This is a genomic window from Chryseobacterium lineare, assembly GCF_977014045.1.
The window spans coordinates 1,022,200-1,038,416 of the sequence record NZ_CDRNIQ010000001.1 but is presented as its reverse complement, the minus strand read 5'-3'; the positions used below and the strand labels follow the sequence as shown (position 1 = coordinate 1,038,416).

The window sequence follows — 16,217 nt, the reverse complement described above, 5'->3', positions numbered from 1 at the left end:
GAATTTAGCGTCTAAATTTTACTGTATCAATTTCTTAATCTCATCAATATCATCGATCTCATCCACCGTTTTATCCTTCCTCCATCTTAAAATTCTCGGAAAACGAAGGGCCACACCACTTTTATGCCGGTTACTGAATCCGATTCCTTCAAATGCAATCTCGAAAACAAGCTCTGCTTTCACCGTACGAACCGGACCAAATTTTTCGATCGCATTTTTATTTACGAATTTACTGACCTCCATAATTTCTTTATCAGTCAGCCCGGAATACGCTTTGGCAATCGTCACCAGTTTATCTTCGTTTTTTACGGCAAACGTATAATCCGTATAATAGGCACTCCGGCGGCCGCTACCTTTTTGGGCGTAGATCAGCACGGCATCAATCGTCAACGGATTAATTTTCCATTTCCACCAATCACCCTTTTTCCTTCCGGAATGATACTGGGAATTCTTCTGTTTGAGCATCAGGCCTTCACTGTTGATGTCTCTGGAATTTTCCCTGATTCGATCTAATTCATCCCAATTATCAAACTCTATAATCTGGGAGATTTTAATGTTTTCCGGATTTTCATTTAACAATAATTCCTCAAGCATTGCTCTTCGTGCAGAGATTGGCTTTTCACGGAGATCATGATTTTCAAGCTCCAGCAAATCATAGGCAAAAACCTGAATTGGAATTTCTGAAAGCATTTTCTTTGTTAAAGTTTTCCTGTTCAGCCTTTTTTGCAACTCATTAAAATTTAAAACTTTACCATCCTTTACCGCAAGTATCTCTCCATCCATAACAAAATCACCTTTCATATTTTGAACGACATCTTTGATTTCAGGAAATTGTTCGGTGACAAGCTCTTCGCCTCTCGACCAGATAAAAACTTCATCATTCCTACGGATGATCTGTCCACGGATACCATCCCATTTGTATTCGATAAGCCATTCGTCCGGCTCGCCCAATTCATCCAGATCTTTTTCAAGAGGATAAGCAAGGCAGAAAGGATAAGGCTTTGAATTGTCCGGATTGATGTTTTCAGCGGAAATCAACTCACGAAAAGAAACTTCTTCCGGTTGCCATTTTCCCATCAGGCTATGCATTAACGTACTCGATTCCTGTTCGGTGAATTTAGTCAGCGCATTAATCAACGTCTTATCAGAAACGCCAATTCTGAAACTTCCACCCAGTAATTTATTAAAAATCAAACGTTCCGTATAATCCAAACCATTCCATGAACGGAGTACGAATTCTTTTTTTTCAAGATCGGTTTTATTTTTCAGTCCGATAATTTCATTCATCCATTCGGATAATGAACGTTCTATTTTTTCTTCAGGTGGCGGAAGAATCAGCGAAATTGTTTCCCCAAGATCTCCTACCGAAGAATAACTCTCCTGAAACAGCCAGAAAGGAAGCTGTGTAATTTCCAGCGCCCATTCTTTCATATAATTCGTATTGACATTCCGCTTCGGTCTTTTCCCTGTAAATAGAGCGATGAGCCAAACTTTATCTTCGTTAGGCGCACGTTCAAGGTAGTCGATAATGGCATCGATTTTAGCATTGGTTTTATTGGTACTTTCCAGAGCGTTGATAAGTTCAGCAAAATGTTTCATAAATTTCTGCGTCTATTTTCGTGGGCAGCTTTTTCCGTCTTCCACTCCCGCTTCCCGAGCCAGGGCTTTGGCATTACATTTCGGGAGAGCTCCGTTCAAGCCGGGCTGCGGAGAACCTTGTATTAAATATAGTCGTTACGACTGCTTTTCGTCTTTTATAATTTCTTTTTCTGTTTCCTCTTCATCATCGTCACCGTAAAGGGTTTCTACGACATCAGATTGTATTCCTATTTCATTTAAATATTTAGAAAAAACTTCTGTCTGTCCGTGGGTTACATGCACCAGTTCAGCTTCGGTAGCTTTTATGGCCTGCAACAAACCTTTCCAGTCGGCATGATCACTCATGGCAAATCCCGCATCAGCGCTTCTCCATCTTCTTGAGCCGCGTACCTGCATCCAGCCGGAACAGATCGCTGTTGCCGCATCCGGAATTTTTTTAATGACATTACTGTCCAAAAGGGCCGGAGGTACAATCACGATTTCACCCTGAACATGCTTTACACTTTCCCTGAAATCAGGAATTTCATAATCAGGAAGATCGATTCCTACGTTTTCAAAAGCTTCATTCAGCTTACCAATAGAGTAGTGAACGTGAATTTTTCCCAAACCTTCAACTGCTTTCATGATCCTTTGTGCTTTTCCTAAAGAATATCCGATAAACACCGATGTTTTCTGATTTTCTTTATTTCTTAATACCCAGTTCTGAAGTTTTTTATTTAAATCATCCACTTCCAACCAGTTATAAATAGGAAGGCCAAAAGTACTTTCTGTGACAAATTCATTACATCTTACCAGTTCAAAAGGGGTACTCAGTCCATCATCCTGAACTTTGTAGTCACCGGAGACGACACTTACATAGCCTTTATATTCCAGCCTGATCTGTGCTGAACCGATAATGTGACCGGCAGGATGGAGTGAAACTTTTACACCATTGATATTAACAATTTCACCATATCCAACACTCTGACATTCGATATCTTCACTGATTCTTTTGTATAAAATCGGCTTGGTAAAATGATGGCAAAGATATTTTTTCATCCCCCAGCGGGCATGATCGGCATGTCCATGAGTGATGACCGCGAGATCAACAGGTCGCCATGGGTCAATATAAAATTTTCCCTGCGGACAGTAAATACCTTTGTTTGTGAATGTGATTAATTTCAATGATGTAAGATTTGAAATTTTATATTCAAAAATCCAACCAAAATAGAGTATGCTGATTTTGTCTCATTTCAGAATCTTTTTAATATTCTCTGAAAGAATTTCAATTCCTCTCTCCATTTCATTACCATTGAGATTTCCAAATCCCAATCGCATAGCGGTAAGTTTTCGGTTTTGGTAAAGTAAAGTTTTTGGAATGAAAAGATTATCCTGAACACATTGCCTTGAAAGTTTCATCAGGTTTACAGGAACTTTCCACTCCGTCCAGATAGCTAATCCGCCGGAAGGAACTTTAAAGTCAATGTATTCACCCAAATTTTCTTTCAATAAAAAAGTGAAATAATCTCTGCGCTCCTTATAAATTTTAAGAGATTTTTTCAGATAACGGCTGATCTCTCCTTCCGCAATCATTTCACCAAGAACATGTTCCATGAGAATATCGCCCTGTCTGTCGATGATGCCGAGATATTTTCTCATTTCGACCATTATATTTTCCGGAGCCACAATAAAGCCCGTCCGAAAACCGGGTGCCAATGATTTACCAAACGAGCCTATATAAATCACCATTCCTTCTGTATCTGCGCTTGCCAAAGGAAGAATCGGGCTTTTATCATAATGAAAATCATAATCGTAATCATCTTCCAGAATGATAAAACCATATTCCTGAGCAAGATTTAATAGCTCCAGTCTTCTGGCTGCACTCAGCGTAACCGTAGTAGGATAGTGGTGATGTGGCGTAAGGTATAACATTCTGATTTTCTGTCTTTCACAAATTTTTCGAACTTCACCAACGTTGATTCCGTCTTGATCAATCGGAACTGAGCAGATTGTAACGCCGGTTCTTTGAACAATCATATTGACTGAAAAATAGCTCAGTTCGCCGACGAGTACAGTATCTCCTTTAGCTAAAAGAATTTCTGAAACAATGTACATACTCATCTCCGTACTTCTTGTGATGAGAAGATTATTCTTTGAGATCAGCAATCCTCTTGATAAATTTAAGTATTGTGACAGATTTTGTTTAAAAAATTCACTTCCGTCATAATTGTATTGCCCGATTTTATGGGCTTTTCTCTTTACAATAGAACTGTAGTTCCGGGAATACTGATCAACCTGCGTCAGCCGGATATCAGGAATTCCATCGTTGAAAATGTATTCACATTCAGAATGTTCAAAAGGATTGTCTAAAATATTCGAAGTTTTAAAAGAAAATCCTGTTGTTTTTGGATAATTTTCGAGATGAGTTTTCTTAAAATTTTTAATTTCAACAGCTTTATTCTGATCTTTTCCGATAATGAATGTACCTTTATTAGGAAAGCTTTCTACCCAGCCCTGGGCCAGCAATTCATCATAAACAGCTACAATTGTATTGCGGTGAACATTCAGAATGATACTTAACGTTCTTGTTCCCGGAAGTTTTGTTCCGAATGGAATGAATCCCCGCTGAATGGCATTAATCAGCTGATTTGAAATTTGCATATAAACAGATACCTGAGAAAATCTGTCAATTATTATAAAACTTTGATAGGGAATTTCAGCCGGACTATTCATTATCTTAAAACTGGTACCATATAACCATCCGGCAATATACTACTTTTGAACCAAAACAAATTAAAATGACAATTTATAATCTTTTAGAAAAAATTGTTCAGCATGATGAAACCCATGCCAGATGGCTGAATACATTATCTTATATGGAAAATGCAGGAGCCAGGAAAATTTCTGCCTGTGAGCATCCATCAGATGTAAATCTTATCCAGCTGAAGCATGCTGCAGAAGAACATCGACACGCATATTATCTTAAGAAACAAATCCTTAAGATTACTTCATCAATTTGTGAAAATTACAGAAATAAAGAATTGCTTGCATCCATTGCTACCAGACAATATCTTCACAATCTTGACATTAAAACTTGTAAATATTTACAAGAAGTTTTTCACTTAAATAAAGAAGAATTAAAATATGCTGCTTATCTTTTTGTAACCTATGCCATTGAGGTTCGTGCAGATGAATTATATCCTGTATATCAGGAAATTCTGACAAAATATTCTTCAAAAATTATGGTAAAATCAATCATTCTTGAGGAAGAAGGCCATTTGGAGGAAATGGTCAGTCAGTTGGATAAATTTTCACCGGATTGGAAAATTCATGCAGAATATATTTTAAAAATAGAAAATAATCTGCATGAGCAATGGATTAAGTCTATTTCACAGGAAGTTTTTCAGGAAAATTATGTTTAAGGATTTTCTGCAATTTGAAGAAGCTTTAGAAAAAAGACAGCAGAACGGCATTTTAAGAACTTTACAAGCCCGGAGAGATGGAATTGATTTTTATTCCAATGATTATCTTGGATTGGCAAGAAATAATGAATTTCAGCATTTACTACTGAAAACAGTCCAGGGAAATCCTGAATTACTAACCGGAAGCACCGGTTCAAGATTAATCAGCGGAAACTCTTTTATTGTTACGGAAACTGAAAATTTCATTGCTAAAGAACATCAATATGAATCAGCTCTTCTTTTTCCTTCGGGTTACAATGCCAATTTAGCTTTATTTTCAACACTTCTGCAACGTCATGATACGATTATTATTGACGAGAAAATCCATAGATCAATACATGATGCCTGCAAAATGTCCAATTGCAGAAAGTTAAAATTCAAACATAATAACTGCGACCACCTGGAAAGTATTCTGAAAAGACAGAAAGGTAAAATTTACATCGCAATTGAAAGCTTGTATTCAATGGATGGAGATATTGCTCCGTTACCCGAAATTGCTCAACTCGCAGAAAAATACAACGCGGAACTTATTGTAGATGAAGCGCATGCTTTAGGGGTTTTCGGATATGGTCTTGTTGAACAGCTTCAGCTTCAAAAAAAAGTTCTTGCAACAGTTGTGACTTATGGAAAAGCACTCGGAACACACGGAGCGGCAATTCTTACGAATAATCTGATAAAACATTATCTCGTCAACTTTGCTTCACCTTTTATCTATACAACCTCATCACATGATTTTCTATGGATGAGCATTTTTAAAGGATATCATTTTTTAAGTCGAAACTGCAAATTATTAACTCAGCTTCAGGAAAACATTAAAATCTTTCGCGAACAGAAAATAAAAACTCTTTCCCATGAAAACAGTCCGATACAAGCTGTAATTATTCCCAACAATGACCAATTAAAAGCATTAAGAAATACTTTATCAGATCAAGGATTTTTAACATATGTCATTTTCAGCCCGACAGTGAAGAAAGGCACGGAAAGACTCAGAATTTGCCTGCATAGTTTTAACAAAACGGAAGAAATAATTGGTTTAACTAAGATTATTAAAGATTTTTATTTAAAATGAATTACTATCGATCAATAGAACATGATGTTACAAGATAAAAAATCAGAAATACAAAATTGCCATCAACAATTACTTTTCGTTACCGGAATTGGTACCGAAATAGGAAAAACCGTCTGTTCAGCTATTTTAACGAAATATTTCAAAGCAGATTATTGGAAACCCTTGCAATCAGGTGATCTGGATTTTTCCGATACTATGAAGATACAAAACTGGGCCGGCAAAAATACAGTCTGCCATCCTGAAACGTACAGATTTCAGCTAGCGGCATCACCCCATCAGTCTGCAAAGGAAGAAGGGATCAAAATTGATTTAAATAAGTTTAAAATTCCTGAAACCAACAACAATATGATCATCGAAGGGGCAGGAGGGCTGATGGTCCCATTAAATGATAATGAATTTATAATTGATTTGATTGAAAAACTTAATGTTCCGGTTGCACTTGTCGTAAAGAATTATTTAGGCTGCATCAATCATACTTTATTGTCGATGATGATTTTACATCAAAGAAAAATTAAACTGAAGTATTTAATTCTTAATGGAAATTTTCCACCTGATACAGAGAGAATTATTATTAAAAATATTCATCAAAAAACAAAAATTATAAAAATTCCTCATTTAAACGAAATAACAAAAGAACAAATTGAAGCTGCAACAAAACAATTAGAAGAATTATGAAAGATACATTAACACTAAGAAACGACTGGACAAAAGAGGAAATTGAGAAAATTTATCACCTGCCGTTGCTGGAACTTATATACAAAGCAGCAACAGTACACCGCGAGTGGCATAATCCGGAAGAAGTACAGATGTCAACTTTGCTATCGATAAAAACCGGCGGATGTCCCGAAGACTGCTCGTATTGCGGACAGGCAGCGAGATATCACACCGATATCAAAGTTCAGGCATTACTGCCAACGGAAAAAGTCATCGAACACGCCAGAAAAGCAAAAGAAGGCGGTTCGTCCAGATTTTGTATGGCCGCGGCATGGAGAGAAGTTCGAAATAATCGTGATTTTGACAGGGTCATTGATATGGTAAAAGGAGTCAATGACTTGGGAATGGAAGTTTGCTGTACCTTGGGAATGCTAACGGAAGAACAAGCTATTCGACTTCAGGAAGCCGGATTGTATGCTTATAACCACAACCTGGATACTTCCGAGCAATATTATGACGAAATTATTTCTACCAGAACTTTTGATCATAGAATCAATACCATCAACAATGTAAGAAAAGCGGGTATTACCGTCTGTTCAGGAGGAATTATCGGTTTGGGAGAGACTCATGGCGACAGGATTTCCATGCTTTTAACGCTATCAACAATGCCAAAGCACCCGGAATCAGTTCCAATAAATGCTTTAGCGAGGGTAAAAGGTACACCACTTGAAAACAATGAGAAAACGGATACGTGGGAAATGGTAAGAATGATTGCCACAGCAAGAATCATTATGCCTTCTTCAATGATCCGCTTAAGTGCCGGCAGGATTGAAATGACAGAATTTGAACAGGGCTGGTGTTTTATGGCAGGAGCAAATTCCATCTTTACAGGGGAAAGAGAAACATTACTTGTTACTCCAAATCCTGGAGTTTCAGAAGATTTACAAATGCTGAGAACGTTGGGGCTTAAACCAATGGTGAAAGAAAAACAATGTGCTGAAAAAGTGAATGGTGAATAGTTAATTGTTAGTTTTTTAAAATACTTATGAATTTATCCGAACGCGACAGAGCTGTCAACTGGCATCCTTATACCCAGATGAAAACGGCTGATAATATCATTCCGATAGTAAAGGGAAAAGGTATTTATCTCTTTGATGATGAAGGAAATCAATATATAGATGCAGTTTCTTCATGGTGGGTAACGCTGCACGGCCATGCACATCCTTACATTGCAAAAAGAGTTTCCGAACAGCTGCATACTTTGGAACAGGTTATTTTCGCAGGATTTACTCATGAACCGGCGATACAGCTTTCTGAAAATCTTTTGAAAATTCTGCCGGAAAATCAAAAGAAATTTTTTTATTCTGATAACGGTTCTACCGCGGTAGAAGTTGCTTTAAAAATGTGTATTCAATACGCTTACAATCAAAAACATAAAAAAACAAAAATTCTTGCTTTTAAAAATGCTTATCACGGCGACACTTTCGGAGCGATGTCCGTAAGCGGAAGAAGTGTGTGGACAAATCCTTTTGGGGAAATGCTTTTTGAAGTGATCTTTATTGATGTTCCGACTTCGGAAAATCTTGACGATCTTAAGATTTTCATCAAAAGTATTTCAGATGAGATAGCATGTTTCATTTACGAACCGCTTGTACAGGGAGCAGCAGGAATGCTGATGCATAAGCCGGAAGATTTGTCAGAATTAATGAAATTCTGCAGAGAACAGAAAATTCTGATGATCCAGGATGAGGTTTTTACCGGTTTCGGAAGGACGGGAAAGCTTTTTGCCGCTGATCATCTTTCAGAACAACCTGATATTATGTGTTTTTCTAAAGGACTGACAGGCGGTACAATGCCAATGGGTATTATCAGCTGTTCTGAAAAAATTTTTGAAGCATTTTTATCAGATGATCAATATAAAACACTCTTCCACGGACATTCTTTTACGGCTAATCCACTGGCTTGTACAGCTGCGTTGGCAAGCATGGAACTTTTGCTACAGGCTGAAACGCTCAACAATATTGATCTTATTGTTAAAAAACATTCGGCATTTTCAGAAATTCTCAGCAGACATTCAAAAGTTGAAAATGTACGACAAACAGGAACAATTCTGGCCTGGGAAATTGTGAGCGGTGAAAAAACTTCTTACTTTAATGACATCGGCAAAATGTTGTATCAGGAATTTTTAAAAAGAGGAATTATCCTCCGCCCTTTGGGAAACATAATGTATCTGGTTCCACCTTATTGCATTACATCTGAAGAGCTGGATTATATTTATCATCAGATTATAGAAGTTTTAGATAATAAATATTTAAAAATTAAGATTACTTCTTGGCTTGTTATTTGAATTTTCCAGTAAAATAATTACAATATGTTATCCGTATTTCTTTTAAAGTTTGACTGGAAAGAACTTCTGATGGGACAGGAAGAATGGTCCTTCCTTCTCGAAATTGCACTTCGGACAATAATTATGTTCGTAACGATTATTTTCGGACTCAGAATTTTAGGAAAAAGGGGAGTAAAGCAGCTTTCACTTTTTGAACTTGTTGTTATCATCGGTTTAGGATCGGCAGCAGGAGATCCCATGTTCTACAGGGAAGTGGGCATTATATCTTCAATTCTTGTATTTGTACTCATTATTTTAATGTACACGATTGTGACTTATCTCATCGGAAAAAGCAAGAAATTTGAAACGTTGGTAGAAGGCAGATCAATTTGCCTTATAGAAAACGGAGAATTTTCTATTGAAAACTTTAAAAAAGAAAATCTCGGAAGTGATGAGTTTTTTGCAGAATTACGACTGAAAGGAATTTCGCAACTCGGTCAGATTGAGCAGGCCATTGAGGAGGTTTCAGGAGAAATAAGCGTTTTTTATTTTGAAGATGGAAAAGTAAAATATGGCCTTCCGATTATGCCCGGTTCGTTAAGCAACCCCTTATATGTTATTAAAGAAAAAGCATATTATTCGTGTACATTCTGCGGTCATACCGAAGAAAAACATTCGGGAAAAGCAGGCAGCTGCCCGAAGTGTAAAAAGGAAGAATGGGTAACATCCAGCAATAGAAAAAGGATTACATAAAACAAAAGGCCCCTAAAAGGAGCCTAAAAAAACACAAATGATGAAAAAAAATTATTTCGATTCACAAATATAGATAAAAATATATATATGTCAAAACTTAAAATAAAACTTATTTATAAAATATAAAAATTTTATTTTTATCCTGCATTCAGTTTCTGTGAAGTTGTAAAAAACCCAAGCGCAAGTAACGCCAAAACACTTACAGTAAACACTTTTACTGTTTTTTTGATTCCTTCCCCGTCAGATAATTTCTTTTCCTGAACAGAAGAGCATTCCTTTGTTTTCATACATTAAAGTTACAAAATTTAAAAGAATCAAAACAAACGTGATTTCAATAAACAGCTATATGATTGTAATCATAAATAAACTATGCAAGACTATGTACTTTTGAAATAATATACTACACTCCATATTATTTCAAGTTTTAAAAGGCAACAAACTCCTCTTTACGGGGAGTTTGTTATATAAATTACTTATTAAAAAAATATCCAAAAATCCCTTTCCGAAAGAGAAAGGGATCACACCTAACATTAAGAAATCTGCTTTAAACAATAAACAAAGATGCAATTGTCTGAGCCTCGCTTCCTGTTAAAATCTCGTCATAGGCTGCCGAACCCGCTGCCGCTCCGAAAGCCATCGCAGTATTAAAGCCTGCCTGGTTAGTATTCTGTTCTCCTGCATAAACAGGGTTGGTTGCAGGAGGCATATTGCCACCATCTGCCAGTTCTATCCAGCCTTTATTTGCTCTCATTCTTCTTACCTGCGATGCGTGTCTAGCCTCTACAGAGTGAATCTGCAAAGCTGCCTGCAAAACAGTTTTGTTTGACATTACATTTCCTGCCTGTCCTTTGTAGGCACGAACTCCGGTATCTTCAAATGCCTGAGCCAACACCAGAAACTGATTGTAATCGGCGAAAGGCATAAAATTCCCCCCGGCCGTAAAATCAAATGTAGGCTTCGCTCCGGGAGTTACACCAAGTGAAGTTAATGTATTTTTCAGGAATGTAACATGAGCTGACTCATGTTTGGAAATCTGCATGAAAACCGTTCTGTCTGCATTAGGAATTAAACCGGCTGTAGAAAGGCCGATTGCATAATATTCATTTTCAAGATATTCAAGAACCAGTGCTAATTGCAGCGCATCAGTCAAGGCACTTTTAAAGGTATTATCTCCATTTAAAGGTGCTGCTTTTGCAGGCGTAGTCATCAAAGCGCCTAATCCCAATGGAATAGAAGCAATAGCTGCTTTTTTTCCGAATTTGGAAATCCCGGTAAGAGTATCTAATCTTGAGGCTTCTGTAGTAAAGAATTTATCGTCAGAAAGCTTATCTAGTAATTTAAGAATGTTCATAATGTAAATTTTTGAAGTGAGTAAATTATCCGATTCCCTGTTCTTTCCATGTGAAAGGAGTTTTTATAAATCCTCCGGCCACCATCACAATATCTTTAGGTTCTTTTGCCAGATCCAAACCGTTAGCATCAATAACATCATCACCTGAAAATGCTGCACTTCCGGGATTGATAAGGTTTCTGATCGCTGAAGCATGCCTTGCTTCTACGGAAACAATTTTTCCGGCAATCACAAGATAATCTGCATTGGTAATATATTTCCCGGCACCGTTATACGCTGCTACTCCTGTATCTTCCAGCGCTTTTGCCGTAGCCAGAACAGAATTCCTGTCATTAAAATTTACATTCGGATATTGAAACTCCAGTGTTGGCAGAACATTAGACGTTGCCCCGCTGATCGCAGCTTTGAAAAAATCTCTGTGAATAACCTCATGATGATAAAGGTCTGTGAAAATTTGTTTTTCCGCGTTTGAAATCCCGGAATAGAAATTATTGACCACTTTGGTATAAAAATCAGCTTCCAACTGTTCAAGTGCGTAAGCATAGTTTAAAACGCCAACATCACCTTTACCGAGATCGAAGACGCTGGTTTCCATGAAATCGAATTCATTATCGTCACAACCGATCAGAGTAAGTCCTGCCATTGCCAGCCCTACGCCGCTCAGTTTCAAAAAATTTCTTCTGCCTGTATCCAGGGTGACTCCCTGATTAGAAACATTAATAGTTTTTTTCATAATAATATTGTTTAAGTGTTGTTTTATCATAAAGAATATAAAAAAACAGCATACATAATATGCTGTTTCAACTAAAACCACTACGGCATCAAAACCGTATCTATAACATGAATCACTCCATTTGACTGATTAACATCAGCTATGGTAACTTTTGCATCTTTGCCTTTAGAATCTCTTACATAAAGATCTTTGCCTTTCGTCCAGAAAGTAAGTTCTTCGCCCTCTACGGTTTTCATCATGCTTTTCCCGTTTCCTGCTTTTACGGCCGCCCAGATTTGTTTTGCGCTATATCTTCCCGGTAAAACATGATAGGTAAGAATTTTGGTAAGCATTGCTTTATTTTCAGGCTTCACAAGATTTTCCACTGTGCCTTTCGGAAGTTTTGCGAAAGCCGCATCAGTAGGAGCCAATACGGTAAACGGACCTGCTCCCTCCAATGTTTCAACCAATCCTGCTGCTTTTACCGCTGCTACTAAAGTTTTATGATCTTTAGAATTTACGGCATTTTCAATAATGTTTTTAGATGGATACATTGGCGCTCCGCCCACCATAACTGTTTTCTCCTTCATCATCTGGGCAGACATTTTACCACTGAATGCAAATGATAAAGCTACCATACTAAAAACTGCGATTTTTGATCTAGTGTTCATTTTTTGATTTTTAAGTTAATATGTATTTGAATTTGTTTCTAAATCCATTTACGAGAGCGTTCTCATTTTAGTTTTATTTTTTTTCAAATAAATTATAACCAATTAATAGTCAATCAATTATTTTTACGTTAAACTTAAAATCACTTAAACCTAATTATTAAATTTTAAATGATTTTATATTTATCTTAAAGATTTTTAAACACTTCATTAATTTTATTAAGATTTTAAATGATGGTGTAAGTATTGCTTATTATCTGTTTTATTTTATTACATTTGGAAAGAAAAATATCAACTATTAAAACACAGTATTCGGAAGAGCAGCTGATCGTTTTGCTAAAAGAGAAAAACGAGAATGGTTTTCATTATTTGTATGACCATTATTCCGGTGCGCTCTATGGTGTTATTCTCCGAATCGTTCAGTCAAAAGACTATACCGAAGAAATTATTCAGGATGTTTTCGTTAAAATCTGGAACTCCATTCAACAATATGATTCTTCAAAAGGCAGGTTTTATACCTGGATGATCAATATTGCCAGAAATACAGCGATAGATTATTTAAAGTCTAAAGGCTTTCAGAATGAGCTTAAAAACCAATCGTTACCTGATTTCGTATATAATTCTGCAGAACTTTCCACGACAAACGACTCATCCGATTTTATCGGATTCAATAACGTGCTGGAAAGTCTGGAAAGCGATAAAAAAGAACTTATCGATCTGGCTTATTATCAGGGATACACTCAGAACGAAATATCAGAAAAGCTGAAGATTCCCCTGGGAACGGTAAAAACCAAGATGCGGAATGCATTGATGAAATTAAAAGATTTGTTAAAAGATTATCAATAAATTGAACACTAAAGAATACATATCATCCGGAATTATAGAATCTTATATTCTAGGTCTTGCTTCTCCAGAAGAAGCAGGCATTTTGGAGTGTGTGATGAAGAATAATGCTGAAGTGAAAGCTGCTTTCGAAGAAGCACAGAAAACGTTGGAAGATCTCGCTACAGCGCAGGCTGTAACACCTCCAGACGATCTCAGAACAAAGATCTGGAACAAAATTCAGCAGGAACAGACTCCTGAAGAGATAGCACCCGCCGTTTCTGTAGATATTCCCGCCGCAAAACCTCAGGACGAAATAAGAATTCAGGGAAACAGCAACTGGAAAGCATATGCCGTGGCCGCATCCGTTTTATTTTTGATCAGTGTTGCAGGAAATATTTTCTGGATGAATGACCAGACAAAGACCAGACAGGAAATTGCCAGAATGGAAACTGAAAAGAAAAATCAGGATCTCGCTATGCAAAAGATGAATCAGAAAATGGGAATGGTTTCTAATCCTGATATGAAAATGGTTATGCTGAAAGGCGTGGAAAAGCACACAGATTCCAAAGCAATGGTTTTCTGGGATACCAAAACAAAAGAAGTTTATCTCAATGCGGAAAGTCTGCCGAAAGCTCCTGAGGGAATGCAGTATCAGCTGTGGGCGATCGCCGACGGTAAACCTGTAAGTGCAGGAATGTACTCCGAAGAAAAAGACAGTAAAGTTGCGCTTGCCAATATTCCAAAAGCGCAGGCATTTGCCATTACGCTCGAAAAACAGGGAGGAAGCCCTGTTCCCACTATGGAAAATATGTACGTCATGGGCGAAATATAATCTCCTGACTTACCATAAAATACAAAGATCAGCAAATCGAATGCTGATCTTTTTTATTGATTAAATTATAAATCTACTCAGAATATCCTTTTAAGATCTGACGGTAGCTCATCAGTATAGTCGATTTCGAGATAAAACCGATAAATCTGTTTTGAGCATCTACGACAGGCAGATTCCATACTCCGGTGTCATCAAATGCCTGAAGGATTTCCAAGGGCTGATTTTCAGGATGAATAATAGCCGGAGGTGCTTTCATGATCTGGTTCATTGATACAGAAACCTCATCATTGGTGAACAGATACGGACGGATGTCATCTAAAGTCAGAATTCCACGCAAGATTTTATCATCATTAACTACCGCAAAAATATTTTTGTTTCCGTTCTTTACCAATTCAAATAATTCTGCAATCGGTGCATTCTCGTTAATAGCCTGCGAATAACGATCAATAAAGTCTTCGGTTTTTAATGAAAATAAGATGTTTTTATCATGTTTATTGGTAAATATTTTACCCTGATCAGCCAGCGATTTCAACTCCGGGGAGATAGGAGAGAACCATTTCGCAATCAGGTAAGAAATAATGGAAACAATCATCAGCGGAATAAAAAGATCATATCCGAAGCTAGATTCAGCAATAAGAAAAATCGCAGTAAGCGGAGCGTACATGACACCACTCATCGCACCAGCCATTCCTACCAGAACGAGATTTGTCACCGGTACATCAGGAAATCCTATATGCTGACAAATAATCGCAAATAAATAACCTACTGTTCCGCCTGCAAAAAGAGAAGGAGCAAAATTCCCCCCGTTTCCGCCACTGAAAATAGTGAAAGAAGTGGCAAATGCTTTTAACAATAATACTAGAATCAGAAATACAATAATCGTAAAATCGCCGATCTCAACATAACGGAACAGGCTGTTTTCTATAATTCTGTGCATATCGCCATTGGTAAAAGCTTTTACCGTTTCATATCCTTCCCCGAATAACGGTGGAAAAAGAACACACAATAACGACAGAACTGCACCGCCAAACATCGCCTTGCGCAGCCTCGACATTTTTAATTTTTTTATAAAATGTTCAACCTTCTGAGAAATAATAACGAAATATCGCGCATACAAACCGGTAACGATTCCTAAAATAAGGTAGTACGGGACGTTCTTATAATTAAATGCTTCCCTGGTATAAAACCTGAAAAGCACATCTTCCTGAAGAAGGATTCTCGACAGCAAGCTTCCACAGACTGCAGCCACAACAAGCGGAATAAAATCTGTAAAAACCACCCCTGTAAGCAAAATTTCAAAAGCAAACATGATACCCGCAATCGGTGCATTGAAAGCAGATGCAATACCGGCAGTAGCACCGGCAGCAAGTAAAAGCGTGCGTTCTTTATAACTTAAACGGTACGTCTGGGCAAAATTTGACCCTATGGCAGCACCTGTCACCGCAATCGGGCTTTCAAGACCTGCCGAACCTCCTAAACCAACCGTTACAGCACTCTGCACGATCTGTGAATACATTTTTACCGAAGAAACGATACTTGAGTTTTGTGCAATTTCGTATAAAATAGCACCAATCCCTTTTCTGTCCTGTCCTTTAAATATCGTCAGAACGATGCTTGTCGTTAAAACAATTCCCAGAAAAGGAAAAATAATATAAAACAGAATCTGGTACTCAAAATGAACTTTCGTGGTAATAAAATGATGAATCGCGTGAACCAACGACTTCAGAAGCACACCGGCCAGACCTGCAGTACAGCCCACAAGAATCCCTGACAGTACCAGAAACTGATTTCTGCTTAATCTGTTGTTGAGCCAGTGAAGAATGAGTTCGTAACTGCGCGCTTTTTCAAGTCCGTACTTCTGAAAGTCTCTTTTAAACTTAAGAAAGCTCAGAAACTTTTTCTTATGATGAATATTCACTTTTGAGATTTTATACCGTAAAAGAATATTTACAGCTCCGTAAATTTATGAAATATATCATGAATATTAA

The 16,217-nt window shown here is 37.3% G+C and carries 16 protein-coding genes; 8 read left to right on the top strand and 8 right to left on the bottom strand.

What is annotated here, in order from left to right; all coding sequences use genetic code 11:
• Nucleotides 1–18 precede the first annotated feature (18 nt).
• The 3 genes from ACWNCI_RS04620 to ACWNCI_RS04610 form a co-directional block, all read right to left on the bottom strand.
• Nucleotides 19–1,599, bottom strand: a complete 1,581-nt coding sequence (locus ACWNCI_RS04620) for an ATP-dependent DNA ligase (RefSeq protein ID WP_449387361.1) — start codon at nucleotides 1,597–1,599, stop codon at nucleotides 19–21.
• A gap of 135 nt (nucleotides 1,600–1,734) precedes the next feature.
• Complete coding sequence (locus tag ACWNCI_RS04615) at nucleotides 1,735–2,763, bottom strand: ligase-associated DNA damage response exonuclease (protein WP_449387360.1); 1,029 nt, start codon at nucleotides 2,761–2,763, stop codon at nucleotides 1,735–1,737.
• Nucleotides 2,764–2,826: 63 nt separating this feature from the next.
• A complete protein-coding gene (locus tag ACWNCI_RS04610; protein ID WP_449387359.1) occupies nucleotides 2,827–4,311 on the bottom strand; it encodes an aminotransferase-like domain-containing protein in 1,485 nt (494 codons plus the stop codon).
• 65 nt (nucleotides 4,312–4,376) lie between these two features.
• Between ACWNCI_RS04610 and ACWNCI_RS04605 the strand changes: the two genes are divergently transcribed.
• The 6 genes from ACWNCI_RS04605 to ACWNCI_RS04580 are packed head-to-tail and all read left to right on the top strand — an operon-like array spanning nucleotide 4,377 to nucleotide 9,841.
• Nucleotides 4,377–5,000 carry a hypothetical protein gene (locus ACWNCI_RS04605; RefSeq protein ID WP_449387358.1) on the top strand — a complete coding sequence of 208 codons (624 nt, stop codon included), beginning with the start codon at nucleotides 4,377–4,379 and terminating at the stop codon, nucleotides 4,998–5,000.
• Nucleotides 4,993–6,108 carry an aminotransferase class I/II-fold pyridoxal phosphate-dependent enzyme gene (locus ACWNCI_RS04600; RefSeq protein WP_449387357.1) on the top strand — a complete coding sequence of 372 codons (1,116 nt, stop codon included), beginning with the start codon at nucleotides 4,993–4,995 and terminating at the stop codon, nucleotides 6,106–6,108. The genes ACWNCI_RS04605 and ACWNCI_RS04600 overlap by 8 nt, the downstream gene beginning before the upstream one ends.
• A gap of 21 nt (nucleotides 6,109–6,129) precedes the next feature.
• Nucleotides 6,130–6,783, top strand: coding sequence for a dethiobiotin synthase (gene bioD, locus ACWNCI_RS04595; RefSeq protein WP_449387356.1), 654 nt, complete (start codon nucleotides 6,130–6,132; stop codon nucleotides 6,781–6,783).
• A complete protein-coding gene (gene bioB, locus ACWNCI_RS04590) occupies nucleotides 6,780–7,781 on the top strand; it encodes a biotin synthase BioB (protein WP_449387355.1) in 1,002 nt (333 codons plus the stop codon). Before bioD ends, bioB begins: the two co-directional genes overlap by 4 nt.
• Before the next feature lie 26 nt (nucleotides 7,782–7,807).
• Nucleotides 7,808–9,109 (top strand): adenosylmethionine--8-amino-7-oxononanoate transaminase, encoded by a 1,302-nt coding sequence (gene bioA / locus ACWNCI_RS04585; RefSeq protein WP_449387354.1) that lies wholly within the window; start codon nucleotides 7,808–7,810, stop codon nucleotides 9,107–9,109.
• 24 nt (nucleotides 9,110–9,133) lie between these two features.
• Nucleotides 9,134–9,841, top strand: a complete 708-nt coding sequence (locus ACWNCI_RS04580; RefSeq protein WP_449387353.1) for a DUF421 domain-containing protein — start codon at nucleotides 9,134–9,136, stop codon at nucleotides 9,839–9,841.
• 137 nt (nucleotides 9,842–9,978) lie between these two features.
• Here the strand turns inward: ACWNCI_RS04580 and ACWNCI_RS04575 are convergent, their stop codons facing one another.
• The 4 genes from ACWNCI_RS04575 to ACWNCI_RS04560 form a co-directional block, all read right to left on the bottom strand.
• Nucleotides 9,979–10,128 (bottom strand): hypothetical protein, encoded by a 150-nt coding sequence (locus tag ACWNCI_RS04575; protein WP_449387352.1) that lies wholly within the window; start codon nucleotides 10,126–10,128, stop codon nucleotides 9,979–9,981.
• Nucleotides 10,129–10,385: 257 nt separating this feature from the next.
• Nucleotides 10,386–11,192 (bottom strand): ferritin-like domain-containing protein, encoded by an 807-nt coding sequence (locus tag ACWNCI_RS04570; protein WP_449387351.1) that lies wholly within the window; start codon nucleotides 11,190–11,192, stop codon nucleotides 10,386–10,388.
• 25 nt (nucleotides 11,193–11,217) lie between these two features.
• Nucleotides 11,218–11,925: a ferritin-like domain-containing protein gene (locus ACWNCI_RS04565; protein WP_449387350.1), complete on the bottom strand. Its 708-nt coding sequence runs from the start codon at nucleotides 11,923–11,925 to the stop codon at nucleotides 11,218–11,220.
• Between the two features lie 80 nt (nucleotides 11,926–12,005).
• Nucleotides 12,006–12,575 carry a fasciclin domain-containing protein gene (locus ACWNCI_RS04560; protein WP_042721591.1) on the bottom strand — a complete coding sequence of 190 codons (570 nt, stop codon included), beginning with the start codon at nucleotides 12,573–12,575 and terminating at the stop codon, nucleotides 12,006–12,008.
• Nucleotides 12,576–12,848: 273 nt separating this feature from the next.
• Between ACWNCI_RS04560 and ACWNCI_RS04555 the strand changes: the two genes are divergently transcribed.
• Together ACWNCI_RS04555 and ACWNCI_RS04550 are read left to right on the top strand one after the other, a co-directional pair.
• Nucleotides 12,849–13,418 (top strand): RNA polymerase sigma factor, encoded by a 570-nt coding sequence (locus ACWNCI_RS04555; protein WP_244428630.1) that lies wholly within the window; start codon nucleotides 12,849–12,851, stop codon nucleotides 13,416–13,418.
• 1 nt (nucleotide 13,419) lies between these two features.
• Nucleotides 13,420–14,229, top strand: a complete 810-nt coding sequence (locus ACWNCI_RS04550; protein WP_449387349.1) for an anti-sigma factor — start codon at nucleotides 13,420–13,422, stop codon at nucleotides 14,227–14,229.
• A 73-nt stretch (nucleotides 14,230–14,302) separates the two neighbouring features.
• On the opposite strand, the gene ACWNCI_RS04545 is transcribed toward ACWNCI_RS04550, so the two are convergent.
• On the bottom strand, nucleotides 14,303–16,147 hold the full coding sequence (locus tag ACWNCI_RS04545; protein ID WP_449387348.1) for a chloride channel protein: 1,845 nt from the start codon (nucleotides 16,145–16,147) through the stop codon (nucleotides 14,303–14,305).
• Nucleotides 16,148–16,217 lie beyond the last annotated feature (70 nt).